Here is a 26,142-nt window from a genome sequence, read left to right as displayed (position 1 = left end):
GGAGAATACCCGATGAAACTCGTTCGTTTCGGCCCTTCGGGTCAAGAAAAGCCCGGCACGATTGATGCCAGCGGCAAGCTGCGCGATCTGTCCTCGATCGTGCAAGATATTGACGTCGCCGCGCTGTCTCCGGCCGGGCTGTCACGTCTCAAGGCGGCGGATTTGAGCGGCCTGCCCGAGGTAAGCGGCTCGGTTCGCTACGGCGTTCCGGTCGCGCAGGTTCCCAATCTCGTCTGCATCGGCCTCAACTACACCGACCATGCCGAAGAGACGAACGCGCCGATTCCGACCCAGCCAATCATCTTCAACAAGCACACCGGCGCGCTGTGCGGCGCGAACGATCCCGTGTTGCTGCCGCCGGGATCGAAGAAACTCGACTGGGAAGTCGAACTCGCCTTCGTCATCGGCCAGACCTGCTGGCATGTCAGCGAGGAGAACGCGCTCAACTATGTCGCGGGCTACATGGTGCTCAATGACATCTCGGAGCGTGAGTATCAGATCGAGTGGGAGGGACAATGGGCGAAGGGCAAGAGCTATCCCGGCTTCGCGCCGTGCGGGCCCTGGCTCGTGACCAGTGACGAGGTGCCCGATCCGCAGAAGCTGGATCTGTGGCTGGACCTTAACGGTACCCGCGTCCAGACCGGGACCACGACGCGCATGATCTTCCCGATCAAGACACTCGTCGCCTATCTCAGCCGATTCATGCGGCTGATGCCGGGCGACATCGTCACGACGGGCACGCCGCCCGGCGTTGGCCTCGGCATGAAGCCGAACAAGTTCATGAAAGCCGGCGACGTGATGACGCTCGGCGTGACCGGTCTCGGCGAGCAGCGTCAAATCGTGACGCCTGCGCAATAGGGCACGCAAACACGATCCCAGGCGAAGCGCTTCGCCTGGGACCGCGGCCCTGCTCAGGCGGCCCCGATCCCAAAAAACGCCAGCACCGCATCCGCCTGCCCGCTGATCATCGCCGCGCCATTCGCGGCAGGGCAGCCTTTTTCGCGCGCGAGCGCCAGCAGCGCCGTCGTTTCCGGCTTCGGGACGATATCGATCACGGTGAGACCTGCGTGAAGCTCGCCACGAAACGGCGCAAGCGCGAAGGCGGGCGCCATTCCAACCGGCGTTGCGTTGATCAGCAAATCGAAGCCCGCGATGTCAGGCTCGCACGCGTGGCCGCGGCAGCCGGGGAAATTTTTTGAACCCGCTCCGCGAGGTTGCTGGCGCGGCTCGCATCGAGATCGAACACGCCGATTTCGGCGGCGCCGGCGGCGGCAAGCGCCATGGCGATCGCGCTCCCTGCCCCGCCAGCTCCAAGCAGCAGGATGCGGCGACCGGCCGCGGTCTGGCCCAGGGAGGCCAGCGCACCGAGCAGGCCGGCACCGTCGAACATATCCCCCGTCCACGAGCCGTCCGCTTCGCGGCGCATCGCATTGATCGCACCGACCGCCCGCCCGACCCGGCCGATCTTGTCGGCATAGGGAAGAACGCGTTCCTTGTGCGGATAGGTCACGACGAAGCCCAGCAAGTTTCTGATCGCCATGATACCCTTCACTGCGTCATCGAACGCCTCCGTCGGGATCTGCATCGGCAGCAGGATCGCATTGACACCTGCTTTGACGATCCGCGGATTGTAGATTTCCGGCGACCGTACCTGCGCGATGGGGTCTCCGATGATCGCGAGCAGTTTCGTGTTGCCGTCGACCCGAGCTTGTTCCGCTGTCACCTGTCCCATCATGCCGGTGCCGGCCCAGACGATTTCCGGATCAAGAGCTCCGCGCTGCATTCAAACGCGATCTCGATCGGACGGTTCTCGACACGACCGATGATGAAGCGGGCGGCGTCGCGGCCGACCAGTTCGCCCTGCACCCTCATGGTCGTGATCGGGATCGGCAGATGGTTCATGATCTCGATGTCGTCATAGCCGACGATTGACAGTTGATCCGGCACCTTGATGCCCATGTCCTGGCTTTCGAGCAGGGCGCCGACGGCCAAAAATGCGTTGCCGCAAATCACGGCGGTCGGTCGTGGTTCCGCGGCCATGATCTGGCGAAACAGCGCCCTTCCCTCTGCAATCGTCCACTCGCCAATCGCAAAGTGCTGCGGGCGAACGGCAAGACCGCGCTCGGCCAGCGCATCACGGACGCCTTCGAGGCGCGCGGCGGCACGATCGTTGTTCTGCGTCGACTGCGCAATCAGCCCGAATCGGCTATGGCCATGATCGATCAGATAGTTCGTCAGCCGGAAGAGTGCCTTGCGATTGTCGGGACCAACGCAGGTTCCATGCGTTTCGGGGTCGTAGACGAAAGCGTAGACAAAGGGCACGCCGCGCTGATTGAGAAAGTGTTCGAGCTCGGGATGATGCGCCTTGCCGATCAAGATGATGCCGTCGATGCCTTGCTCGACGAATTTTCGCACCTGCGCATATTCCTGGGCCGCATCGTAATTCGAGCAAGCCAGCAGCAGGGTATAGCCGCTGACCAGCAGCTCTTCCTGGATCGCATTGGTGGCCCGCGCGAAATCGCCGTGGGAGAGCGTCGGAAACACCGCGCCAATGGCGTTCGATTTCCGGGTCGTCAACGCCCGCGCCGCCCCGTCCGGAACCCAGCCGAGGTGCTTGACGACGGATTCGACGCGGGCGCGAAGCTTTGGCGACACCGCCGCGGGATTGTTGATCACGCGAGAGACCGTCGCTGTCGAGACGCCAGCTGCGCGCGCGACATCTCGGAGGCCAACGCTGTTTCTTGGCGGCGTCGCCTCCTGCTGAAGGATTTGCTGGGGCTCTTCGAGTGACGGCATTTTCTCTCCTGGCCGGATACGAAATCGAACTTCGCTCCGGTACTTTCAACGTAACATGTTCGCCGCTGCCTGCGCAGTAGCCCGGCTTCCTCCGACCTATTGCGAGTTCGCGATCTCGGTCTTGGTGAGGGCGAATTGCAGTGCGTACAGGCCGCGACTGATCGCGCGCGCGGCCCCATGACGCTCCAGTTCGGAATTGCTGCCGGCTTCCGCGCGAAGTTTCCGCAAGGATTCGGGTTCGCTGCCCTCGACCAGCAGGATCCACGCCGCGACCTTGTCAGGGCCACCGCGGAGCGCCCTCTCGGCGGTCTGACTCTGCCCGGCCTGAGTCTGCCCTTGCAGGAGGTGGACGCCGACAATGCCGGGGGCGGCCGCGCGTGCAGCATTCAACTGTGCCCTCAGATTGGACGCCAGGGCGTCCGGCGCGAGCGCTGTTTCAAAACTGATGGCCTCGATGAAGCCTCCCTCGCCGAGACCGGTGCTCCAGGCCACATCGCAGATAGTGCGCGAGGTATCGAGGAAGTGCGCGACCACCTGGCGGGTCCAGTCCGTCGGTGCATTCAGCCGCGCCTGATAGGCGGCGGACGACAGATCGGCCGCGCTCGCGGTCTCATAGAAGTTGAAGTATTTGGGGTGACCGTCGAGCGCGACATAACGCCGGCCGCGCAGGAAACCCGGAAGTCCCACGCGCTCTGGAATGTGCTCGCGGACATGCCAGGCGACGAAATCTTCTTCGGCCTCCGGCTTGATGCCGTTCCAGATGGCCAAAACGCCTTTGCCGAGAAGAGCCATCGCGACGACCTCGTTTGTAACGCCCGCGACATGCGCCGGATCACGGAAACTGGCACGGATGCGCAGCTTGACACGCCCAATCGTCCGACCTATGTAACCGGTTACAAAAATGACGTCAATCAGCTATTCTGGGGTGCTACCGTGAAGATTATTTCGGCATCGGACGCGGCAAAGCTGATCCGGCGTGGAGACAGCGTGATGATCAGCGGGTCCGGCGGCGGCCACTGCATCCCTGAGTCCATCATCGTTGCGATCGAAAAGCGCTTCCTCGAAGAAGGGCAGCCGCGCGACCTCTGTCTCATTCACGTCGTCGGCCTCGGCGACCGTGTCGCACAGGGCGTCGATCGCTTCCGCCATGAGGGCATGCTCAAGCGCAGCGTCACCAGCGCGTTGATCGACTCTCCCTCCCTGATCCCTCTCGCGCGTGACAACAAGATCGAATCCTACACCCTCCCCCAGGGCGTGCTGTCGCAGCTCACCCGCGAGATGGCCGGACGCCGCCCGGGTCTGATCACCAAGGTTGGCCTGCACACCTTCGTCGATCCGCGCCAGCGCGGCGGCCGACAAAGCGAGACCGCCAGGGACGATCTCGTCCAGCTCATGATCATCGATGGCGAGGAGTGGCTGCGCTACAAGCCGCTCCCGCTCAACGTCGTGCTGCTCCGCGGCACCACGGCGGACGAGGACGGCAACGTCACGATGGAAGACGAAGCGCTGTTCGGCGAGATGATCTCCACAGCTCAGGCCTGCCGCCAGCAAGGCGGCACCGTGATCGTGCAGGTGAAGCGCCTCGCCAGGCGCGGTACGCTTCCGCCGAAGAGCGTGAAGATCCCAGGCATTCTCGTCGACCACATCGTGGTCGATCCCGACCAGCGCCAGACCTACGCAACCGACTACAATCCGGCCTATGCGGGCGAGCTGCGCATTCCGCTCGAACATTTGAAAAAGCTGCCCTTCTCCGAGCGCAAGATCGTCGCCCGCCGCGCTGCGATGGAGATCCTGCCGGGTGCGGTTTGCAATCTCGGCGCCGGCATTTCCACGGGCATCTCGGCGGTTGCCTCGGAAGAAGGCATTCTGGACGACATCGTCCTGACCAACGAGCAAGGTTTTATCGGCGGCGCGCCGTTGACCGGGCCTGATTCCGGCACCGCGCAGAACTACGATGCCGTGATCGACGCGCCCTACCAGTTCGACTTCTACGACGGCGGGGGGCTCGATATCGCCTTCCTATCATTCGCGGAGGTCGATCCCGCGGGCAACGTCAACATCTCTCGCTTTGGCGACAAGATTGTCGGCGTCGGCGGTTTCATCAATATTAGCCAGAACGCCCGCAAGGTCGTTTTCAGCGGTACTTTCACTGCCGGCGGGCTCGAGGTTCGTTTCGAGGACGGCAAGCTCCGCATTGTCCGCGAAGGCCGGCATCGCAAGTTCATCAAATCGGTCGAGCAGATCTGCTACAATGCCGCGTTCGCCGTAAAGGAAGGTCGTACCGCACTGTTCGTGACGGAGCGCGCCGTGTTCCAAGCCTCGGGCGATGGCCTTCAACTGATCGAAATCGCGCCCGGCATTGATGTTGAACGCGATGTCGTAGCGCATATGGACTTTCAGCCGGCCATCGCAGAAAACGTTGCGATAATGGACGAGCGGCTCTTTCTTCCACAACTAATGGACCTTGCAGCGGATGTCGTGAGCCGCGAGCGAGTGAAACGATCGCGATCGCAAGCGTGAACATCGCATCGAAGCGCCCCCGCAACATCTATTTATGAGCCAACATTCGTTTTCGCCCAGACTGTTGCGCTTGAACGGCCCATGCACCTGCAACGCGCACCGGTCCTGCCGGGCGTGCCCTGCCCGAGCGGCGGGCGTAGAGGCCCTAACGGCTGGTTTCTAGAGTTGCGGTGCCCCGCGCGACCGTCGCCCTTGAGAATCTCCATCGAGACGTCGGTTTCCGACTTCGTCGATCCAAATCGACGATGCAAATCCTTCTTTCACCGTCTTCCGAGATCCATCACGCCTCGGTGGCGTAACGGTGGAGATATCGGCCGGCTAAACGCCCTGCTGGGGGAAAAAGCTTTCCCAAACCAGATCAAAGGGGTGTGGGGAAAGATGGTAGCGGGAGAGGGACTCGAACCCCCGACCCCAGGATTATGATTCCCGTGCTCTAACCAGCTGAGCTACCCCGCCACAGGGTCGCGAACGGCGGAACGGCCGATCTCGCGAACGCGCGGCATATAAGGAAGGGGGCGGCGGGCTGTCAATCCGCGTTTGTGAAAGCTTTGGCGGGACAAGGCCGTTTGTGCCGAATTTGGCACCAGAATCTGCAATTTTTCGGCACAAGACTCGTGGATAGTCCCCCTCACCCGGATCGCATCTTCGATGCGCTCCGGCCTCTCCCCGCAGGCGGGGAGAGGCGAAGGAAGAGACCACCTATTTCGGCCGCACCGTCGGGTCGCCGCCGGGGCTGCCGGGGGGTGGGATGACCGGCATGGCGCCGCCCGTCGAGGGAGCCGGGGCGTGCATGTCGGGGTCGACGCCGGAGGGCGGGCAGAGCACGCCGTCGGACTTTGCCAGTTTGTCGCCGAGCGGTTCCCGGGACTGGCCGGTGGTGATGCCGTCGGGCGCAGTGGCGCGGTTCGGGCGGTCCTGCGGCATGCAGTTCGCCGCGTGCTGGGCCGATGACGGCGCGGTCGCTTGCGGCGGCGTTGCCGGGGCGGGCGGGGCCTGCGCGATCGCGGCGCCTGAGGCTGCGATCACGAGGCTGGCCAGGATGATGTTTGATGTCGTGCGCATGGGAGGGAAACGTCTCCAGCCATGCGGAGGTTCCGGCCGACGCACGGCGAATTGAAGCGCTGGAAATCGGCTGACGGTTTCCTCACGGCCGATCCTTCGAGACGCCCGCTGGCGCGGGCTCCTCAGGATGAGGTCTCGATTCGCGGCGAGAGGCGCCGGCTCGCGGCGCGAGCCCGGCCGATCGCAGTCACGCTTTGACGTAGCGGATCAGCGAAAAGTGTCCCATCGGCGGCATCGGCCGGCGCTCGGCGAGCGTGACGCCGCCGTGCTTGGCGGCCCAGTTGACGAGCCGGTCCCACGGGAATTCCGGGCGCCAGCCGAGGCGGCGGGCGACGGGGGCGAAGGCGAGCTCGAACAATTTGCGCGGGCCGCTCTCCGCGCCGATGTGGTTGACCAGGATCAGCTCGCCGCCGGGCTTGAGCACGCGCACGAACTCGTCGAGCGTGCCTTCGGGATCGGGCACGGCGGTGATGACATATTGCGCCACCACCGCGTCGAAGAAGTTTTCGGGGAAGGCGAGGTTCTTCGCATCCATCACCGAGAGCACTTCGACATTGCTAAGCCGCAGCGCGCGCACGCGCGCCTGCGCCTTGCGCAGCATCGGCTCGGAGATATCGACGCCGCAGATTTTCGTGGTGCGCGAATAATCGGAGAGTGAGAGCCCGGTGCCGACACCGACGTCGAGGATGCGGCCGCCGATGCGGTCGGCCTCCGCGATGGTCGACTGCCGTCCGGCGTCGAAGACCTTGCCGAACACGAGATCGTAGACCGGCGCCCAGCGGCCATAGGCCTTCTCGACCCCGGCCCGCGAGATGTCTGCTGCCATGCCCCCTGCCCCGGATACTCTACTGATAAATGACGGTCATTGGTGATGTGGGTCTTCGCCGCGAACTCGGTCTGCGCCTCTCCCGCTTGCGGGAGAGGTCGACACGCTCGCAAGAGCGTGGCGGGTGAGGGTTCTTTCCTCTCGCGATATATCGCGTGTGGAGAGACCCCCTCCCCAACCCTCCCCCGCAAGCGGGAGAGGGGGCGCACTTGTTTCGCCGTTAGCAAATGGGGCCGAATTCGGCAAGGTCAGCCGCGGACGGCTTCGGCGAGCGGGCGCGATGCCGCAGTGCCGGGCTTCGCGGCGGCGCTCTGGATGAAGCCGCCGCCGAGCACGCGCGCCTGGCCCGAAGGCGCGTCGTAGAACACGCAGGCCTGGCCGGGCGAGACGCCCTCCTCGCCGGCGACGAGCTCGACTTCGTAATGGCCATTGCCGCCGCGCAGCCAGGCCGGCTGCGGGCTGCGGGTCGAGCGGACGCGCACGAACATCTCGAGGCCGGCGCCGATGGCGCGGTCGATGTCGCCGCCGCCGATCCAGTTGACGTCGCGCAGCACGATGCGGTGCATCTTCAGCGCATCGCGCGGGCCGACGACGACGCGGCGGCCCGGAGCATCCAGCCGCACCACGAACAGCGGCGCGTGAGCGGCGATGCCGAGGCCGCGGCGCTGGCCGACGGTGAAATTGGCGATGCCGTTGTGCCGGCCGAGCACGCGGCCGTCGAGATCGACGATGTCGCCGGGGTCCATCGCGTTCGGACGCAGGCGGGTGATGATGTCGGTGTAGCGGCCGGTCGGCACGAAGCAGATGTCCTGGCTGTCGTGCTTGTCGGCGACCGCGAGACCAAAGCGGCGCGCGAGCTCGCGCGTCTCGGGCTTGGTCATGTCGCCGAGCGGGAAGCGCAGAAAGTCGAGCTGCTCCTGCGTGGTCGCGAACAGGAAGTAGCTCTGGTCGCGGTCGCTGTCGGCGGCGCAGACCAGCGTGCGCGAACCGTCGTCGCGGCGGCGCGAGGCGACGTAATGGCCGGTGGCGAGCGCCTGCGCGCCGAGCTCGCGCGCGGTCTTCAGGAGGTCGCGGAACTTGACGGAGCGGTTGCACTCGATGCACGGCACCGGCGTCTCGCCGAGCGCGTAAGAGTCGGCGAAATTGTCGATGACGGACTCGCGAAAGCGGTCCTCATAGTCGAGCACGTAATGGGGAATGCCGAGCTTGGCGGCGACGTCGCGGGCGTCGTGGATGTCCTGGCCGGCGCAGCAGGCGCCCTTGCGGTGGGTCGCGGCGCCATGGTCGTAGAGCTGCAGCGTGATGCCGACGACGTCATAGCCCTCGTCCCTCAGCAGCGCAGCCGTCGTCGACGAATCGACGCCGCCCGACATGGCAACGACGACCCTGGTATCCTCAGGACGGCCTTCGAGATCCAGACTGTTCAGCATGGGCCTTAAAGCGTTGTGACGGCGGCGTTCGCGATCCGCGATGACTTGGACATTTCGCCTTCCGGCGGGACATCGACGCTCCCCGGGAACTTTGGTTCCCCCGGGGGCACGACTGCCCGGTCGAAAGCGGCTGAGAGCAGCTCTTTAATATAGGCGCCATTCCGGTGAAGCAATCACGCGGGCGGCCGCTTAGGGCAATTCTTGCCGGGGAGGCAGAAATGGCGGGGCTTTTGCGCCCTTCGCGGCGAGGGCAAAAATCACCCAAGCAATTGATTTTACTTAGCAAAACATCTCATCAGGGAGCTGGCCCGCTCCTTGCTCCCCCCTATGCCGAAGATGTTGCCAAGAGGTTTTCCGTGGTCGGTCGGGCGTCAGACGTAGCAGTCAGCGTGCAAATCCAGAGCACGCCGCAAAAGCCTGCCCGGTCGCAGAGCGCCAAAGACACGTCCACCAACGACTCCTTCGGCTCGCTGGTCGACAGCAACACCCAGGCGATCAGCAACAACGCGCCGTCGCAGGACACCGCGCCGCGCCGGCCCGAGTCGTCGTCCTCGTCGTCATCCGCCCCGGACAAGGGCCCGCGCGATACCGCCGCGACCGACCAGCCCTCGCAGAGCAAGGCAAACGACGACACCGACACATCGGCGCCCACCGCGAGCGACGCGACGGCCGATCCGGCCAAGCCGACCAAGGCCAAGTCCGAGACCTCCGACGCCAAATCGGCGGATAAAGCCGACGACGCCAAGGGCGACAAGACCGACGGCACCGCTGCCGCCACCGTCGATGCTGCCGTGCAGCCCGACGCGGCGCAGGTCGCTATGCCCGATCCGAACGCGATCGTGGTCGCCCCGCCCGTGGTGCCGGTCGATCCGAACGCGGCCGCGAGCAAGGCCGGCGATGCCGCCGCCTCGCCGCTGACGATTGCGGCCGCCGGCATCGCCGCCAGCGCTTCCACCGCGTCACAGATCGCAGGCGGCAAGACCGACACCGCCACGGCGAGCGACAAGGGCGCCAAGACCGCAGGCGCCAAGGTCGATGCCGACACCACGACAACGCTGGGCGATGCCGCCACCGGCACGACCGACGGCACCGCGACCGATGCCAAGACCAATGGCGGCCTGGTCGCCGCCGTCGACCAGGGCACGCCGAAGCCTTCGTTCAAGGCCGTCGCGACCGCGCAACGCGAAAGCGACGTCTCCAATATCGGCCAGGACGCGGGAAAGGCGAACGCCACGCAAACCGCGGCGACAACCGCGCATGCGCAAGCCGCCAAGCCGCAGGCCGATTCCGCTGCGACTGATGCGAAGGACGATGCGAAAGCCGGCGCCACCGACGCGACGCCCACTGCCGCGAACACGCACGCGCATGCGGGCACGCAGGCCGCCGTGCCCACGACCGACACCAGCGCGCAGCCGGCTTCCGCCATCCAGGCGCCGGTGACCAATACGACCTCGGCCGCGACAGCTTCGACCGCAACGCTGACCGCGACCGCGGCCAACACGAATGCCGTTCCGATCAGCGGCGTGCCGGTCGAGATCGCAGCGGCCGCGCGCGCCGGCAAGACGCGCTTCGACATCAGCCTCGATCCGATCGACCTCGGCCGCATCGACGTCCGCATCAATGTCGACCGCAACGGCCAGGTCACCTCGCATCTCACCGTCGAGAAGCCGGAGACGCTGCAGATGCTGCGGCAGGACGCGCCGCAATTGCAGCGCGCGCTCGACGATGCCGGCCTCAAGACCGGCAGCAACGGGCTGTCCTTCAGCCTGCGCGACCAGAATTCATCGGGCCAGAATTCCGGCCAGAACAACGACAATGGCGGCAATGCCCGCCGGCTGATCATCAGCGAGGACGACACCGTTGCTGCCGCGCCCGTCGGGCGCGGTTACGGCCGCATGCTCGGATCGAGCAGCGGCGTCGACATCAGAGTGTGAGGAGTATTCGAACATGACCACCACGAATGCCGCCACCGCGCCCGCCGTCGTCTCCGGCACGACGCCGACATCGTCGTCGTCCTCCTCGTCGAGCTCGCTGAGCTCGAGCACGGGATCGACGCTGGCCGGCAACTTCCAGACCTTCCTGACGCTGCTGACGACGCAGCTGCAGAACCAGAACCCGCTCGATCCGCTCGACACCAACCAGTTCACCCAGCAGCTGGTGCAGTTCGCCGGCGTCGAGCAACAGCTCAAGACCAACGATTCACTGTCCCAGCTCGTCACCCTGCAGCAGACCACGCAAGCGACCCAGGCGCTGGGCTTCGTCGGCAAGACCGCGCTGGTCGACGGCTCGACCGCGACCATGACGAACTCGTCGGCGACCTGGCATCTCAACGTGCCGACCGACTCCACCGTCAACATCACCGTCGCCAATGCCAGCGGCCAGACCGTGTTCACCGGCAAATATACCGCCTCCGCCGGCACCGACATCCCCTTCACCTGGAACGGAATGGGCAATGACGGCACGCAATGGCCCGACGGCAAGTACACGATCACGGCCACCGGCACGGACGTCGCGAACAACACTGTCGGCATCGCCGCGCAGGTGCAGGGCGTGGTGTCGTCCGTCGACCTGACCCAGTCGCCGCCGCTGCTCACCATCGACGGCGCCAGCTACACCCTGAGCCAGGTCAAGAGCATCATCGCCACCAGCAGCAACTAAAGGCGCGCGCATCGCCACAGATGGGCTCGCGCTACGCGCGCCCCGGGACGACAGTTGGGGCTTCGCCGGCTCCATTCGTTAGTAAAGTATTTACGAAGACCCCGCTCGGACGGCTCGGATCATGGTGTCCAGCCCTCCGGGCCGGCTGTGTTCCAGCCATTTTCAACGAGAATTGTATTGAAGCCTTAGGCTTAGCGGATTTTTAAGCCCGCACGCGTAGGGTTACGGCGTGAGTTCAGTGGTTGAGAGTTTGTGAGTACGCCATGACAGAACCCCATCGCCCGAGGGTAAAATACGTCATCGGGCCGGACGGCAGTCCGCTGACGATCGCAGATCTGCCCGCACCCGGCACCAAACGCTGGGTCATCCGCCGCAAGGCCGAAGTCGTCGCCGCTGTGCGTGGCGGACTTCTCTCCCTCGAGGAGGCCTGCAGCCGTTATACCCTGACGGTCGACGAATTCCTCTCCTGGCAGTTTTCCATCGACCAGCACGGTCTGGCGGGTCTTCGCACCACCCGCATCCAGCAATATCGCCAGTAAGCGATCCGGAAATCTGCAGCTTTTGACGAAAATCGGCCTCGCCCCGCGAGGCCGATTTTTTCATGTTTCCTTTCGGCGCGACTTTTGTCCCAGCTCTTAACCTTCGTTAACCATATCGAAACCATCACCTAGGCAATAATTGCCCACTCGACCGCTCGGTTGCGGGTCGAAGCTTCGGGGCGGTTGCTTGCAAGGTCTTGCGGACTTTTTGAAGGGTATCGGCGCCGCCCGGTTCGGGGCGATGATCGCGGTCACCGCCGCGCTCATCGGCTTCTTCGCGTTCGTTATCATGCGCGTGACCACGCCGCAGATGACGACGCTGTTCACCGACCTCTCGGTCGAGGATTCTTCGGGTATTATCAAGGATTTGGAGCGCCAGGGCATCCAGTTCGAGCTGCGCAATGAAGGCAGCATCATCATGGTGCCCAAGGACAAGGTCACCCGCCTGCGGATGAAGCTCGCCGAGGGCGGCCTGCCCAAGGGCGGCGGCGTCGGCTACGAAGTGTTCGACAAGTCGGATGCGCTCGGCACCACCTCTTTCGTCCAGAACATCAACCATCTCCGCGCACTCGAAGGCGAGCTCGCCCGCACCATCCGCGCCATCGACCGCATCCAGGCCGCCCGCGTCCACCTCGTGCTGCCCGAGCGCCCGCTGTTCTCGCGCGAGGCGCCGGAGCCGTCGGCCTCGATCGTGGTTCGGGTCCGCGGCTCGCTCGAGGCCCAGCAGATCCGCGCCATCCGCCACCTCGTCGCCTCCGCCGTCAACGGGCTGAAGCCGCAGCGGGTCTCGATCGTCGACGAGGCCGGCCAGCTGCTCGCCGACGGCGCCGCGACCGATCCGGAGCAGGCGGTCGGCGACGAGCGCCGCACCGCCTTCGAGAAGCGGATGCGCAAGCAGGTCGAGGACATCGTCTCCTCCGTGGTCGGCTCCGGCCGCGCCCGCGTCCAGCTCTCCGCCGATTTCGACTTCAACAAGATCACCCAGACCTCGGACAAGTTCGATCCCGAGGGCCGCGTGCTGCGCTCGAGCCAGACCCGGGAAGAGAGCAGCCTCACCGCCGACAATAACGGCCAGGTCACCGTCAACAACGAGCTGCCCGGCAACCAGCAGAACAGCGGTCCGACGGCGAAGGACCAGAGCAAGAAGACCGAAGAGACCAACAATTACGAGATCTCCCGCACCACCAAGACCGAGGTGACCGAGGCGGGCCGGGTCAACCGCATCTCGGTCGCGGTGCTGGTCGACGGCATCTATTCGAAGAACGAGAAGGGCGAGCTCGCCTACACGGACCGCACCAAGGAACAGCTCGACCGCATCGCCACCCTGGTGCGCTCGGCGATCGGCTTCGACCAGAAGCGCGGCGACCAGGTCGAGGTCGTCAACCTGCGCTTTGCCGACGCCCCCTCCACCGCCCCGATCGCCGAGCCCTCCGGTTTCCTCGGCATGCTGCAGTTCACCAAGGACGACGTCATGTACTTCGTCGAGCTCGGCGTGATGATGCTGCTCGGCCTGGTCGTGCTGTTCCTGGTGATCCGGCCGCTGGTCAAGCGCATCCTCGCTTCCGAGGAGGTCGCCGCCGCCATCTCCGGCGCCCTCACCGGCCCCGCCGCTTCGGAGGAGGCCGCGCCTGCCGGGCAGGCGCTGCTGCCAGGCGGCGCCGCGAGCGCGATCGACGTCGCCACCATTCAGGGCCAGGTCCACGCCCAGTCCGTTCATCGCGTCGGTGAGCTCGCCGAGCGCAACCCCAACGAAACCGTCGCCATCATCCGCCAATGGCTGACCGAACCCGCGAAATGATCGAGAAGTGAACTGACATGGCCGGCAACCTGCAAAACGCCAACTCCAACGACATCACCAGCGTGATCTCGACGCTCGGTGCCCGCCAGGGCAGCCGCGCGGGCAGCAAGACCGAAGCGGTGACGGGGCCCAAGCGCGCCGCGATCCTGATGCTGGCGTTGGGCGAGCAATATGGCGGCAAGATCTGGTCGATGCTCGACGACGACGAGGTGCGCCAGCTCTCGCTGGAAATGTCGACGCTCGGCACCGTCGAGGTCGACACGGTCGAGGACATGCTGCTCGAATTCGTCTCCCGCATGTCGGCTTCCGGCGCGCTGATGGGCAATTTCGACGCCACCGAGCGGTTGCTGCAGCAGTACCTGCCGCCGGAGCGCGTCAACGGCATCATGGACGAGATCCGCGGCCCCGCCGGCCGCAACATGTGGGAAAAGCTCTCCAACGTGCAGGAAGAGGTCCTCGCCAACTACCTCAAGAACGAATACCCGCAGACCATCGCGGTCGTGCTGTCGAAACTGAAGCCGGAACACGCCGCCCGCGTGCTGGGCATCTTCCCCGAGGAACTCGCGCTCGACGTCGTCAACCGCATGCTGAAAATGGAAGCGGTGCAGAAGGAGGTGATCGAGAGCGTGGAAAAGACGCTGCGCACCGAATTCATGTCCAATCTGTCACAGACCCGCCGCCGCGACGCCCACGAGGTGATGGCGGAAATCTTCAACAATTTCGACCGCCAGACCGAAACCCGTTTCATCACCTCGCTGGAAGAGGACAACCGCGAATCTGCTGAGCGCATCAAGGCGCTGATGTTCACCTTCGACGACCTCGTGAAGCTGGATTCCGGCTCGGCCCAGACCCTGATGCGCAATGTCGACAAGGACAAGCTCGGCGTCGCGCTCAAGAGCGCCAACGAGGACGTTCGCAACTTCTTCTTCGGCAACATGTCCTCGCGCGCGGCCAAGATGCTCCAGGACGACATGGCGGCAATGGGCCCGGTCCGCCTGCGCGACGTCGACGAGGCCCAGGCGCTGCTCGTCAACCTCGCGAAAGACCTCGCCGCCAAGGGTGAGATCATGCTGACCAAGAACCGCGCCGACGACGAGCTGGTGTACTGATGGGCGCCCCGGCAAAATTCCTGTTCGACACCGACTTCGCAGCGCCGGAGCGGTCGCCGCGCGAGAAGGCTGCGACCGCCGCCGAGATCGCCCAGAAGATCGCGGAAGCCGAGGCGCGCGCCTATCAGGACGGCTTCGCCGCCGGCCAGCGCGACGCCAAGGCCGAGAGCGACCGCCGCGTCGCACTCGCCATGGAAGAGATCAACATCGGTATCCGCGGCGTCGCCGCCGGCATCGGCAACATCGAGACCAAGATGGAGACCGAGGCGGTCGACGTCGCGGTGGCGGTGGCGCGCAAGCTGTGCGCCGATCTGGTCGCTGCCGAACCGCTCGGCGAGATCATGGCGCTGGTCAAGGACTGCTTCTCGCACCTGGTCGCGACGCCGCATCTCGTCGTGCGCATCAACGACGCGCTCTACGAAAGCGCGCGCGAGAAGGTCGAGCGGCTCGCCAAGCAGAGCGGCTTCGAGGGCCGGCTGGTGATCCTGGCCGAGCCCGATATCGCCACCGGCGACTGCCGGATCGAATGGGCCGACGGCGGCGTCGTGCTGGAGCGCGGCGCCATCGCGGCCAAGATCGACGAAATGGTCGGACGCTATATCGCGTCCCGCAGGGGGAGCTAAGCCATGAGCGACACCGACGGACAGGTCCCGCTGCCCGATCTCAACGGCCCGATGCCGCCGACCGGTACGGACATCGGCTACAACGAGGACGAATATGCGGCGCGCGCCGCCGCCGACCTCGAGGCCGTGTTCGACGTGCCGGTGCAGGTCTCGGCCGTGCTCGGCCGCTCCAAGATGGACGTCAGCGAGCTGCTGAAGCTCGGGCCCGGCACCGTGCTCGAACTCGACCGCCGCGTCGGCGAGGCCATCGACATCTACGTCAACAACAAGCTGGTCGCCCGCGGCGAGGTCGTCCTGGTCGAGGACAAGCTCGGCGTGACCATGACCGAAATCATCAAGACCGAACGCAGCTAGTAGCGCAAGGAATGACGCGCGGCAGCGCGACCAGACGGACAGGAGACTGACATGCGGCTTCTCATCGTTGGCACATTGAAGGGCCAGCTCACCACCGCCACCAAGATCGCGATGGAGAACGGCGCCACCGTGACCCATGCCGAGGATCACGAGCAGGCGATGCGCGTGCTGCGCGGCGGCAAGGGCGCCGACCTCCTGCTGGTCGACGTCGCCCTCGACATCCGCGACCTCGTGATGCGGCTCGAGGCCGAGCACATCCACGCCCCGATCGTCGCCTGCGGCATCACCAACGACGCCCGCGCCGCAGTCGCCGCGATCCACGCCGGCGCCAAGGAATACATCCCGCTGCCGCCGGATCCGGAGCTGATCGCCGCGGTGCTGGCCGCCGTCGCCAACGATTCCCGTGAGCTGGTCTACCGCGACGAAGCGATGGCCAAGGTGATCAAGCTCGCCCAGCAGATCGCGGGCTCCGACGCCTCGGTGATGGTCACCGGCGAATCCGGCACCGGCAAGGAAGTGCTGGCCCGCTACGTCCACACCCGCTCGGCCCGCGCCAAGCGGCCGTTCATCTCGATCAACTGCGCCGCGATCCCCGAGCACCTCCTCGAGTCCGAACTGTTCGGCCACGAGAAGGGCGCCTTCACCGGCGCGATCGCGCGCCGCATCGGCAAGTTCGAGGAAGCGACCGGCGGCACACTGCTGCTCGACGAAATCTCGGAGATGGACGTCCGCCTGCAATCGAAGCTGCTGCGCGCCATCCAGGAGCGCGTGATCGACCGCGTCGGCGGCACCAAGCCGGTGCCGGTGGACATCCGCATCATCGCGACCTCGAACCGCAACCTGGCGGAAGCCGTGCGCGAAGGCACGTTCCGCGAGGATCTGCTGTTCCGCCTCAACGTCGTGAATCTGAAGATCCCGCCGCTGCGCGAGCGTCCCCTCGACATCCTCGAGCTCGCCCAGCATTTCGTGAAGAAATATGCCGAAGCCAACGGCGTGCCGGTGCGCCCGATCTCGGCGGAAGCGCGCCGCGTGCTCTCCACCAATCGCTGGCAGGGCAACGTCCGCGAGCTCGAGAACACCATGCACCGCTCGGTGCTGATGGCGCAGGGCGACGAGATCGGGCCCGACGCCATCCTCACCCCGGACGGTGACCGCCTCGACCTCGCCAAGACCGCGCCGGCCGTGGCGCATGCGACCATGGCCGCCGAGCAGGTGACGCGAGCACTGGTGGGGCGCACCGTCGCCGACGTCGAACGCGACCTGATCCTGGAGACGCTGAAGCACTGCCTCGGCAACCGGACCCATGCCGCGAATATCCTGGGCATCTCGATCCGCACGCTGCGCAACAAGCTCAACGAATATTCCGACGGCGGAATTCCGATCACACCGGCGGGAACGCCGGGCGAATATCCGCGGATGCCGATGGTGGGGGCGTAATCCCTCAGAGCATACAGGCTGACGAACGAATGCCCGGGCCCAGTCCCGGGCATTTTGTTTTGTGGTCCACCGCACGCTCAAGCTCCGTCATCCTTGTAAGTCTCGAATCGCTGAGGTGCGAGGCGTGGGACGCAGCGCGTCCCATGGGGAGCCTCGAAGGATGCACGGCCCCGATGCAGCCGGGCCGCCGCCCTTCGAGGCCCGCTTTGCGGGCGCCTTAGGGTTGACGGTGATGGAGCGAACACATGGCCGCACCGCATCCGGCGACTAGGTCGCGGCCGGGCAACACTCTATAACCCCGCGTGAGAACCACGCGAGGATGAACATGTCGGAAGCTCAAATCACGGACTGGCTGGCGTCGCAGCGGCAGGCGATGATCGATCTGCTGCGCGATGTCGTGAACATCGATTCCGGATCCTACGACAAGGAAGGCGTCGATGCGGTCGGTGCGCGATTCGAGCGGCATTTTGCCGAGCATGGCATTCCGTTCCGGCGCGAGAGCAACGCCACCTTCGGCGATGCGATCCATGCCGATGTCGCCAAACCCGGCAGCAACGAGAAGCCGGTGCTGTTGATGGGCCATCGCGACACCGTGTTCGGCAAGGGCGAGGCCGGACGGCGTCCGTTCACGATTGAGGGCAAGCGCGCCTATGGACCCGGCGTTGCCGACATGAAGTCCGGCGTCGTGATGAACATCTTCGTGGCGACCGCCTTCCACAAATTCGGCGGCAGCCCGCATCCGATCAAGGTGCTGATCACCTCGGACGAGGAGATCGGCTCGCCCTCCTCGCGCCCGGTGATCGAGCGCGAGGGACGCGCCGCACGCGCCGTGTTCAATTCCGAGCCCGGACGGCCGACCGGCAACATCGTCACCGGCCGCAAGGGCGGCATCTTCATGCACTTTGCCATCACCGGCAAGGCCGCGCATTCCGGCGCCAATTTCGCCGCGGGCGTCAGCGCGATCGGCGAGCTCGCGCACAAGATCGTCCAGATCCACGCGCTGACCGATCTCGACAAGGGCATCACGCTGAATGTCGGTCTCGTCTCGGGCGGGCAGTCCGTGAACACCACGGCGCCCTCAGCCGAGGGCCAGATCGACCTGCGCTATGTCGATCCGGCGGATCGTGCGAGGATCATGGCGGCGATCGAGAAGATCATCGCGACGTCCTACGTTCCGGGTACCAGCGCGACGCTCACGGTGAAGGGCGAGTTCGTGCCGGTGGTGCAGAGCGCGGAGTCGAAGGCGCTGTTCGAGGGCTATCAAGCCGCCGCAAAACGGGTCGGCCTCGCCACGCTCCAGGGCGAGTTTTCCGGCGGCTGCGCCGATTCCGGCTTCACCGCTGCGGTCGGCACGCCGACGATCTGCGGCCTCGGGCCGGTCGGCGGGCTCGCGCACACGCCGGAGGAATATCTCGAGCTCGACAGCATCGTGCCGCGCGCCCAGGCGCTGGCGCTGGCGATTTTGCGGGGGTGAGCGAAGGTGCCGTAGGGTGGGCAAAGGCGCGTTTGCGCCGTGCCCACCATTCGTCTCGTTCGATAGAAGTGGTGGGCACGCTTCGCTTTGCCCACCCTACGAGACCGACCAAGTCCTACGAATAGCTCGGCGCGTCCGGCTTGCGGAAGATGTGGATGGGGTCGCCCGGCACGATCGGCCGGCCGCTGAACATCGCATAGGCGTAGAGCGCGAGGTAGCCGATCGCGAGCGCGCCGATGGCGTAGAAGGCCCAGGTGGCGACGCGCTTCATCGTTCCGCTCCATTGCCGTCCCGGACGGGACGGCTCAGGGCGCTTCTAGAGCGATGACGGGGAAAAGGCCAGCCTGCGGGCCGCCCTAGCGCAGCGATCAAACGCCGCGCAGGCCGCGGGCGGGAACGCTGACCTCGGCGAGCCTCGCCGCGTCTTCGTCCTGGTCGACCGCCACGTACTGGCCGTGCCAATAGGCCAATGCAGCATTGCGGGTCGAATTCCTGACGCTCCTGACGCGGCCGATGACGATGCCATGCGAGTGGCGCTCGACGATCTCCTCGACCTCGCAATCGACCGCGGACAATGCACCCACCAGCAGCGGAACGCCTGAGACCGCCGTCACCCATTGGCTGCCTGCAAAGCGATCAGCCCCCTTCAGCCCGCCCTTGCCGGCAAAGCGCTCGGCGACGTCGACCTGATCGGCCGCGAGCATATTCACCCCGAAGGCACCGTAACGCTTGATCAGCGGGAAGGACGAGGCATCGCGGTTGATGCTGACCAGCAGCGTCGGCGGATCGACCGACAGCGAGGTCACCGAGGTGACCGTCATGCCGGTGATGTCCTTGCCTCGCCCGGCGGTGATGACACTGACGCCGCCCGTGAGGTGGCGCATGGCGCCGCGGAAATCGGCGGACGAGACGGCAGTTTCAGTCATGAGATCGCGGGGCACTACATTCATGGCATGGTCCCCGAAGCGGGGTTCCCCTGTATTTAGGTACGATCGTCGGTCGACAAAAGGTGGCTCAGGATCGAGCCTTCGAGGCTTGCGAGCTCGGCGGAGCCGCGTTCGCGCGGCCGGGCGGCGTTAACCGTAACATCGTGGGCAATCCGTCCCTCGTCGATCACCAGCACCCGGTCGGCCAGCGCGACCGCCTCGGCGACGTCGTGGGTCACCAGGATCGCGGTAAAGCCCTGGTCGCGCCAGACCCGTTCCAGCAGACGCTGCATCGAGATGCGGGTGAGCGCGTCCAGCGCGCCGAGCGGCTCGTCGAAGGCGAGCACGCGGGGACGGGAGACCAGCGCGCGGCCGAGCGCGACGCGCTGCTTCTGGCCGCCCGACAGCACCGAGGGCCACTGATCGCGCTTGTCGGCGAGCCCTACCTCGGTCAGCGCCTTCTCGGCGCGCGCATGCGCATCACTGGAGGCCCGATCGCGGCCGAGGCCGACCTCGACATTGGCGAGCACGCGCGCCCAGGGCAGCAGGCGCGGCTCCTGGAACATCACGCGGATGTCCTCGGGCTGGACATCCTGGCCGAGGCTGATGCTGCCGGCCTCGAACTTTTCCAGCCCGGCGATCAGACGCAAGAGCGTGCTCTTGCCGCAACCGCTCTTGCCGACGATCGCCACGAACTGGCCGGCGGGGATGTGCAGGTCGATGCCGCGCAGCACCTCGTTGTCGCCGAAGGATTTGCGCAAGCCGCGAATGCTGAGCGGCAGGCCCGTGGTCTGCGTCGGGCGCTCCTCGCGCACGACGCGGGCCTGCGGTACGAAATTGGCGCGGCTGGCGAGCTCGGTTTCGGGAAGGGCCGTACGAAGAGCTGTCTGCATGTGATTCCCAGTATTTCTGCTCAGCGTTTCTGGAAGGCGGGGTGCCAGGAGAGCGTCAGGCGCTCCAGCACGCGGGAGGCGCTGTCGGCGAGCTTGCCGAGCAGGGCGTAGATCAGGATCGAGAGCACGACGACGTCGATCAGCATGAACTCGCGCGCCTGCATCGCCATGTAACCGAGACCCGAGGAGGCCGCGATGGTCTCGGCGACGATCAGGGTCAGCCACATGATGCCGAGCGCAAAGCGGATGCCGACGAAGATCGAGGGTAACGCGCCGGGGAAGATCACGCGGCGGAACAGCTCACTGTCGGTCATGCCGTAGATGCGGCCCATCTCGATCAGCTGCGGATCGACGGTGCGGATGCCGTGCAGCGTGTTGAGGTAGATCGGGAAGAACACCCCGAGCGCGACCAGGAACAGCTTTGCACTCTCGTCGATGCCGAACCACAGAATGACCAGCGGGATCAGCGCCAGATGCGGCACGTTGCGCACCATCTGCAATGTCGTGTCGGTGAGCTTGGCCGAGAGCTGCGAGAGGCCATTGGCGAGACCGAAGGCGAAGCCGATGCCGCCGCCGATCAGGAAGCCGATCGAGGCGCGCCAGAACGACACCCAGATGTTGCGGACGAGCTCGCCGGAGAGCAGCAGCTTCCAGCCGGCGAGCACGACATCGCTCGGCGCCGGCAGCACACGAACCGGCACGAAGCCGGTGACGCTCGCAACCTGCCAGATCGCGATGATGGCCAGCGGCACGATCCACTGGATCAGGCCTTCGGCCCGCGGCAGGCGGAAGCTGCGCGGAAGTGAAACGCTGTCAATCAGGCTCATGACTGCGACACCTTCTGCTGCGGACGGTAATCGCTGCCGACGGTCTCGCCAAAGGGACCTCCGTTGAAGTGCAGCTTGGTCACGTTGGAGGGCTGCTCCAGCGAGAGCAGCGGGAATACCAGCTCGGCAAAGCGATACGCCTCCTCCAGATGCGGGTAGCCGGACATGATGAAGGTATCGATGCCGATGTCCTGATACTCCCTGATGCGCGCCGCCACCGTCTGGGCGTCGCCGACCAGCGCCGTGCCGGCGCCGCCGCGCACGAGACCGACACCGGCCCACAGGTTCGGAGCGATCTCGAGCTTGTCGCGTTTGCCGCCGTGGAGCTGCGCCATGCGCTGCTGGCCGACGGAGTCCATGCGGGCAAAGTTCTTCTGCGCCAGCGCGATGGTGTCGTCGCTGACATGCCTGATCAGCTCGTTCGCGGCGCGCCACGCCTCTTCATTGGTCTCGCGGACGATCACATGAAGACGGATGCCGAAGGAGAGCTTGCGGCCGCGCGCAGCTGCGACCTCCCTCACCTTCGCGATCTTCTCGGCAACCAGAGCCGGCGGCTCACCCCAGGTGAGATATTTGTCGACGGCGTCGACGGCGACGTCGATGCCGGCATCGGACGAACCGCCGAAATAGAGCGGCGGCCGTGGCGACTGCACTGGCGGAAACAGCAGCTTGCCACCCTCGACATGGATGTGCTTGCCCTCGACATTGACGGTCCTGCCGGCGAGCAGGTCGCTATAGACGTTGAGGAACTCGCGGGTGACCTCGTAGCGCTCGTCATGGCCGAGGAAGATGCCGTCGCCCTTGTTCTCGACGGGATCGCCGCCGGTCACGACATTGACGAGAAGCCGGCCGTTGGTGACGCGGTCGAGCGTCGCCGTCATCCGCGCCGCCACGCTCGGCGATTGCAGGCCGGGCCTGACAGCCACGAGATAGCGGAGCCGCTCGGTGAACGGCGCAACCGAGGAGGCCACGATCCAGGAATCCTCGCAAGATCGTCCGGTCGGCAACAGCACGCCGTAATAACCGAGCTGGTCGGCGGCCTGCGCGATCTGGCGGAGATAGTTGAAGTTGACTTCACGCCCGCCGATGCCGGTGCCGAGATAACGGCCGTCGCCGTGGGTCGGCAGAAACCAGAGGATGTTGGCGTTGGACTGCTTACTCATGTGCTTGCTCACGATCCGGGTTTCCGGGCGACGTCGGAAATCTTGATGGATTTGGGGATCAGGTTGAGCGCGAAGAACGCATCCGCAACCTGCTGCTGGTCGGCGATGACGGCATCGGTGATCGGCCTGATGCCGTAGGCCTGCCGCTTCAGCGCCACCTCGACCACGGGAACAGACAGGCCGATCGCCGGCGCGAGCTGCTCGGCAACCGCATGGATGTCGCCCTTGGCCCAATCGTCGACCGAGCTCAGCTCAGCCAGCACGGCGTCGACGATCTCAGGGTTGGCTGCGACGAATTTCTTCGACGCGAAATAGAACTGGTAGTTGGCGACGATGCCGGTGCCGTCGGCGAGCGTGCGCGCGCCGGTGGCGGCTTCCGCCGCGGCCTGGAACGGATCCCAGATCACCCAGGCATCGACCGCGCCGCGCTCGAAGGCGGCGCGCGCGTCGGCCGGCGCCAGGAACACCGGCTCGATCTCGGAATATTTGACACCCGCCTTCTCCAGCGCCTTGAGCAGGAGGTAGTGGACGTTGGAGCCCTTGTTGAGCGCGACCTTCTTGCCCTTGAGGTCGGCGACCGATTTCAGCGGGCTGTCCTTCGGCACCAGGATCGCCTCGCCCTTCGGCGCCGGCGGCTCGTAGGCGACGTACTGGATCGGCGCGCCGGCGGCCTGCGCGAAGATCGGCGGGGCTTCACCGGTGTTGCCGAAATCGATCGCGCCGACATTGAGCGCCTCGAGCAGCGGCGGGCCGGAGGGGAATTCGGTCCACACCACCTTGTAGCCGTCGGCGGCGAGCTTCGGCTCCAGCGTGCCCTTGCTCTTGAGCAGCACCAGCTTGCCGTATTTCTGGTAGCCGATGCGGACCACCTTGTCTTGCTTGTCCTGGCCGTAGGACGTGCCGATCGCGGCGGCGACGATACCGATCGACAGCACGATGGCCGCAATCAGACGCTGAATGATACGCCTCATGTTCAAACCCTTGTGCGTGGGAAGAGTGGTCGGCACGGTCAGGCTGCCGGGTTGCGCCAGACGATGTCGCGAACGACGATCGGCTTCGGGATCAGGCCGAGCTTGTAGAAGCGGTCGGCGACGCCCTGCTGGGTCACGACGATGTCGTCGGTGACGGGGCCGACCACGAAGTTCGCGCGATCGGCCGCAACCGTCTGGATGTCCAGCGGGACGCCGGTGACGGCGGCGAGCCATTTGGCAACCTCACCGCGGTGCTGTTCGGCCCATTTGCCGGTTGCGGTCGTGACGTCGACGATCTGCTGCAGGATGGCGCCGTGGGTCTTCGCGAACTCACGATTGGCGATGTAGAAGGAATTGGTCTTGGTGACTTCGCGCGCATTGATCAGGATGCGGCCGTTCTGCTTGGTCTCGCCGATCGCGAAATAGGGATCCCAGATCGCCCAGGCCTCGATGCTGCCATTGGCGAAGGCGGGACCGGCATCGGGCGGCGTCAGATACACCGGGGTGATGTCGGCATAGGTGAGACCGGCCTTCTCCAGCGTCTGCACCACGACATTGTGGGCGCTGGACCCCTTGGTGAAACCGATACGCTTGCCCTTCAGATCGGCGATCGATCGGATCGGTGAGTCCTTCGGCACCAGGATGCCCTGGCCGTTGGTGATGGGCTGGCCGGCGGCATAGACGATCGCCGCTCCGGCCGCCTGGGCGAACACCGGCGGGGAATCGCCGACCGCGCCGTAATCGACGCTGCCGACATTCATGGCCTCCATCATCGGGGGACCCGACGAGAACTCGACCCATTTCACCTCGATGCCTTGCGGGGTGAAATGTTTTTCCAGAGCAGCCTGCTGGCGCGTGATGATCAGCACGCCGTTCTTCTGGTAGCCGATACGAATTTCCTTCACCGCGCCCTGCGCGTTCGCGCGCGATGTGAATGCAGCGGCGGCCGCAGTTCCAACGGAGAGTTTGAGAAAATCACGACGCTGCATTCCACACTCCCGGCCGCCTGCGGCCGTCATTCCCTTGCGTTGCAGGAATGATGGTGCGGGTCAGCGGAGGTGTCGAGACGCCGAGGAAAATAGCGATGCGAGCACTGCGCGCGTGGCGAAGCGCATGATTAATCTTTCAAGCCGCCGCGCTCATGCAGAGGGATTTTTCCGCACGCGAATGTAAGAGCCGCGGGAATCCGGCCGACGCTCGCAGCGCCAGAACATGAAATGTCCAAAACAACCCCATGCACAGTAGCCGACGATAGTCCGATCAATGACTTACGTATTATCCGAAGTTCGTTTGACACGTCGGGCAAAACAGGGGCAAGATGGCATCATGGCGGACTGGGGTTGCTGTGGCGCAAAGCTCCTTCCACCACCTCCGCTGTCATTCCCCGCGAAGGCGGGGATCCAGTACGCCGGGGCTTATCGATTCAACCACAACTGTCTCGGAGTACTGGATCGCCCGGTCAAACCGGGCGATGACACCGCAACTGTGGCAAGCGCGTGCCTTGATCCCGTGCGAAGCGCAGATGCCTTTCGAGCTAATGCCACCTCACCGGCAGATTCTGCAGGCCGCGGAACGCCCAGCCGCCGATCCGCACCGGCTCGTCATCGGCGATCTCGAGCTGTTTGGCACGGGCGAACACCGTCGGCAGCGCGACGTCGGCGATCATCGCACGCGAGGCCCAGGCGCCGGCGCAGAAATGCGGGCCGGCGCCGAAGGCGACGCTCTTGGACGTATCACGCCGCACGTCGAACTGGTCGGCGCGCTCAAAATGCTTCTCGTCGCGATTGGCGGAGCCGAACATCAGGAACACGCGCTCATCCAGCTCGAAAGAGACGTCGCGGATGCTCCACGGCTTTGCGATGCGCCGCGGCGACATGCCGATCGGCGAGATCCAGCGAGCGTATTCCTCGAACGCCTCGAGCCAGGTCACCTCGCCCTTGCGCACGAGAGCGAGTTGCTCGGGATGGGAGAGCAACGCCCACACCGTGCCGGCGATCGCCTTGCGCGGCTCGTTCTGGCCGCCTGAGATCGCGAGTTTTACATTTGCGCGCACGCTCTCCATCGGCATGCCCGCAGCGAGAAGTACGCCGAGGATACTTTGATCGGGATGCTTGCGCATCACCGGCAGAATGTCGTCGATCGCAGCATCAATGCCCGACGTCGCCGCATGGCAGCGCGCCTCGACCGCGGGATCGCCGCCATAGTTCGCGATGCCCTCGATCATGCCTTGCGACCACGCGTCCATGTCCTGGAAGCCGATGTTGGTGAGGCCGGTTATCGACTTCAGGCATTCGCCGGAGAACGGCAGCGCGAAGTCGCGCATGAAATCGATCCGCCCCGGCTCGATTGCGTCGATGATGCGGTCGGCATGGGCCTGGAACAGCGCGGTCCAATGCGCCTTCACCGTCCTCGGCGACACCGTCGGAAACATCGCGCGCCGCTCGACCTGATGCGCCTCGCCGTCCTTGCGCATCATGTTGTGGCCCATCAGCCGGTTCATCAGGCCGGCAGGCTGGTGCGAGGAGAACACGTCGATCTGCTTCTCGGAGATCGAGATGTCGTCGCGGCTCGCAAGCAGCGTCGAGCCGAGCTGCGGCACGAAGGCGATCGGCGCTTCCTTGCGCATTTTTGCGAGCATCGGATAGGGATCGACCCAGAACGAGGCAGGGTCGATGTCGATGCGCGGCGCGGTGCTCAAGGCGGCCTCCCCCGGGATTCTCGTCTCGTTCAGGCCAG

The 26,142-nt window shown here is 65.3% G+C and carries 25 protein-coding genes and 1 tRNA gene; 11 read left to right on the top strand and 15 right to left on the bottom strand.

Annotated features, from left to right (window positions below; all coding sequences use genetic code 11):
• Positions 1–12: 12 nt before the first annotated feature.
• Positions 13–858: a fumarylacetoacetate hydrolase family protein gene (locus tag BJ6T_RS11660; RefSeq protein ID WP_014492555.1), complete on the top strand. Its 846-nt coding sequence runs from the start codon at positions 13–15 to the stop codon at positions 856–858.
• Between the two features lie 53 nt (positions 859–911).
• Here the strand turns inward: BJ6T_RS11660 and BJ6T_RS43230 are convergent, their stop codons facing one another.
• The 3 genes from BJ6T_RS43230 to BJ6T_RS11650 are packed head-to-tail and all read right to left on the bottom strand — an operon-like array spanning position 912 to position 2,796.
• Positions 912–1,112: a hypothetical protein gene (locus tag BJ6T_RS43230; RefSeq protein WP_052334717.1), complete on the bottom strand. Its 201-nt coding sequence runs from the start codon at positions 1,110–1,112 to the stop codon at positions 912–914.
• Between the two features lie 20 nt (positions 1,113–1,132).
• The gene (locus BJ6T_RS11655; RefSeq protein ID WP_014492553.1) at positions 1,133–1,783 is read right to left on the bottom strand and encodes a shikimate dehydrogenase family protein; all 651 of its coding nucleotides are present in this window, start codon (positions 1,781–1,783) and stop codon (positions 1,133–1,135) included.
• Positions 1,732–2,796, bottom strand: a complete 1,065-nt coding sequence (locus BJ6T_RS11650) for a LacI family DNA-binding transcriptional regulator (RefSeq protein ID WP_063623589.1) — start codon at positions 2,794–2,796, stop codon at positions 1,732–1,734. The genes BJ6T_RS11655 and BJ6T_RS11650 overlap by 52 nt, the downstream gene beginning before the upstream one ends.
• 177 nt (positions 2,797–2,973) lie before the next feature.
• Between BJ6T_RS11650 and BJ6T_RS11640 the strand changes: the two genes are divergently transcribed.
• Positions 2,974–5,316, top strand: a complete 2,343-nt coding sequence (locus tag BJ6T_RS11640; protein WP_197538874.1) for an acyl CoA:acetate/3-ketoacid CoA transferase — start codon at positions 2,974–2,976, stop codon at positions 5,314–5,316.
• 379 nt (positions 5,317–5,695) lie between these two features.
• Here BJ6T_RS11640 and BJ6T_RS11635 read toward each other — a convergent pair.
• The 4 genes from BJ6T_RS11635 to mnmA all read right to left on the bottom strand — a co-directional run bounded on the left by BJ6T_RS11635 (position 5,696) and on the right by mnmA (position 8,634).
• Positions 5,696–5,772: transfer RNA gene (locus BJ6T_RS11635), tRNA-Met, on the bottom strand.
• Between the two features lie 243 nt (positions 5,773–6,015).
• Positions 6,016–6,378 carry a hypothetical protein gene (locus tag BJ6T_RS11630; RefSeq protein WP_014492549.1) on the bottom strand — a complete coding sequence of 121 codons (363 nt, stop codon included), beginning with the start codon at positions 6,376–6,378 and terminating at the stop codon, positions 6,016–6,018.
• A gap of 187 nt (positions 6,379–6,565) precedes the next feature.
• On the bottom strand, positions 6,566–7,204 hold the full coding sequence (locus tag BJ6T_RS11625) for a class I SAM-dependent methyltransferase (RefSeq protein ID WP_014492548.1): 639 nt from the start codon (positions 7,202–7,204) through the stop codon (positions 6,566–6,568).
• Between the two features lie 248 nt (positions 7,205–7,452).
• The gene (mnmA, locus tag BJ6T_RS11620) at positions 7,453–8,634 is read right to left on the bottom strand and encodes a tRNA 2-thiouridine(34) synthase MnmA (RefSeq protein WP_014492547.1); all 1,182 of its coding nucleotides are present in this window, start codon (positions 8,632–8,634) and stop codon (positions 7,453–7,455) included.
• A gap of 356 nt (positions 8,635–8,990) precedes the next feature.
• Between mnmA and BJ6T_RS11615 the strand changes: the two genes are divergently transcribed.
• From BJ6T_RS11615 to BJ6T_RS11575, 9 genes are all read left to right on the top strand, one after another.
• On the top strand, positions 8,991–10,568 hold the full coding sequence (locus BJ6T_RS11615) for a flagellar hook-length control protein FliK (RefSeq protein ID WP_014492546.1): 1,578 nt from the start codon (positions 8,991–8,993) through the stop codon (positions 10,566–10,568).
• Between the two features lie 13 nt (positions 10,569–10,581).
• Complete coding sequence (locus tag BJ6T_RS11610; protein ID WP_014492545.1) at positions 10,582–11,292, top strand: flagellar hook assembly protein FlgD; 711 nt, start codon at positions 10,582–10,584, stop codon at positions 11,290–11,292.
• Between the two features lie 263 nt (positions 11,293–11,555).
• Entirely contained in the window at positions 11,556–11,831 is a 276-nt protein-coding gene (gene sciP / locus BJ6T_RS11605; RefSeq protein WP_002714638.1) for a CtrA inhibitor SciP, read from the top strand.
• A gap of 187 nt (positions 11,832–12,018) precedes the next feature.
• Positions 12,019–13,629, top strand: coding sequence for a flagellar basal-body MS-ring/collar protein FliF (gene fliF / locus BJ6T_RS11600; protein ID WP_014492544.1), 1,611 nt, complete (start codon positions 12,019–12,021; stop codon positions 13,627–13,629).
• 17 nt (positions 13,630–13,646) lie between these two features.
• Complete coding sequence (gene fliG, locus BJ6T_RS11595) at positions 13,647–14,738, top strand: flagellar motor switch protein FliG (protein ID WP_014492543.1); 1,092 nt, start codon at positions 13,647–13,649, stop codon at positions 14,736–14,738.
• Positions 14,738–15,361, top strand: coding sequence for a FliH/SctL family protein (locus BJ6T_RS11590; protein WP_014492542.1), 624 nt, complete (start codon positions 14,738–14,740; stop codon positions 15,359–15,361). The genes fliG and BJ6T_RS11590 overlap by 1 nt, the downstream gene beginning before the upstream one ends.
• 3 nt (positions 15,362–15,364) lie before the next feature.
• Positions 15,365–15,715: a flagellar motor switch protein FliN gene (gene fliN, locus BJ6T_RS11585; protein WP_014492541.1), complete on the top strand. Its 351-nt coding sequence runs from the start codon at positions 15,365–15,367 to the stop codon at positions 15,713–15,715.
• A gap of 51 nt (positions 15,716–15,766) precedes the next feature.
• Complete coding sequence (gene flbD / locus BJ6T_RS11580; protein WP_014492540.1) at positions 15,767–17,152, top strand: sigma-54-dependent transcriptional regulator FlbD; 1,386 nt, start codon at positions 15,767–15,769, stop codon at positions 17,150–17,152.
• A gap of 325 nt (positions 17,153–17,477) precedes the next feature.
• Positions 17,478–18,626, top strand: a complete 1,149-nt coding sequence (locus BJ6T_RS11575) for a M20 family metallopeptidase (protein WP_014492539.1) — start codon at positions 17,478–17,480, stop codon at positions 18,624–18,626.
• 115 nt (positions 18,627–18,741) lie between these two features.
• On the opposite strand, the gene BJ6T_RS47115 is transcribed toward BJ6T_RS11575, so the two are convergent.
• The 8 genes from BJ6T_RS47115 to BJ6T_RS11535 form a co-directional block, all read right to left on the bottom strand.
• On the bottom strand, positions 18,742–18,897 hold the full coding sequence (locus tag BJ6T_RS47115) for a hypothetical protein (protein ID WP_014492538.1): 156 nt from the start codon (positions 18,895–18,897) through the stop codon (positions 18,742–18,744).
• A 97-nt stretch (positions 18,898–18,994) separates the two neighbouring features.
• Entirely contained in the window at positions 18,995–19,576 is a 582-nt protein-coding gene (locus BJ6T_RS11565) for a flavin reductase family protein (protein ID WP_014492537.1), read from the bottom strand.
• 32 nt (positions 19,577–19,608) lie between these two features.
• A complete protein-coding gene (locus tag BJ6T_RS11560) occupies positions 19,609–20,445 on the bottom strand; it encodes an ATP-binding cassette domain-containing protein (protein WP_014492536.1) in 837 nt (278 codons plus the stop codon).
• 20 nt (positions 20,446–20,465) lie between these two features.
• A complete protein-coding gene (locus BJ6T_RS11555; RefSeq protein WP_014492535.1) occupies positions 20,466–21,272 on the bottom strand; it encodes an ABC transporter permease subunit in 807 nt (268 codons plus the stop codon).
• Positions 21,269–22,435, bottom strand: coding sequence for an FMNH2-dependent alkanesulfonate monooxygenase (gene ssuD, locus BJ6T_RS11550; protein WP_028170245.1), 1,167 nt, complete (start codon positions 22,433–22,435; stop codon positions 21,269–21,271). Before ssuD ends, BJ6T_RS11555 begins: the two co-directional genes overlap by 4 nt.
• A gap of 8 nt (positions 22,436–22,443) precedes the next feature.
• Positions 22,444–23,406 carry a sulfonate ABC transporter substrate-binding protein gene (locus BJ6T_RS11545; protein ID WP_014492533.1) on the bottom strand — a complete coding sequence of 321 codons (963 nt, stop codon included), beginning with the start codon at positions 23,404–23,406 and terminating at the stop codon, positions 22,444–22,446.
• Positions 23,407–23,444: 38 nt separating this feature from the next.
• Positions 23,445–24,395: a sulfonate ABC transporter substrate-binding protein gene (locus tag BJ6T_RS11540; RefSeq protein WP_014492532.1), complete on the bottom strand. Its 951-nt coding sequence runs from the start codon at positions 24,393–24,395 to the stop codon at positions 23,445–23,447.
• A gap of 545 nt (positions 24,396–24,940) precedes the next feature.
• Positions 24,941–26,104 (bottom strand): cytochrome P450, encoded by a 1,164-nt coding sequence (locus BJ6T_RS11535; protein ID WP_014492531.1) that lies wholly within the window; start codon positions 26,102–26,104, stop codon positions 24,941–24,943.
• Between the last annotated feature and the right edge of the window lie 38 nt (positions 26,105–26,142).

The sequence above is a fragment of the Bradyrhizobium japonicum USDA 6 genome, assembly GCF_000284375.1.
In the GTDB taxonomy this organism is placed as follows: domain Bacteria; phylum Pseudomonadota; class Alphaproteobacteria; order Rhizobiales; family Xanthobacteraceae; genus Bradyrhizobium; species Bradyrhizobium japonicum.
The sequence above is the reverse complement of the archived record's forward strand: the minus strand, read 5'-3'. Positions and strand labels throughout refer to the sequence as shown.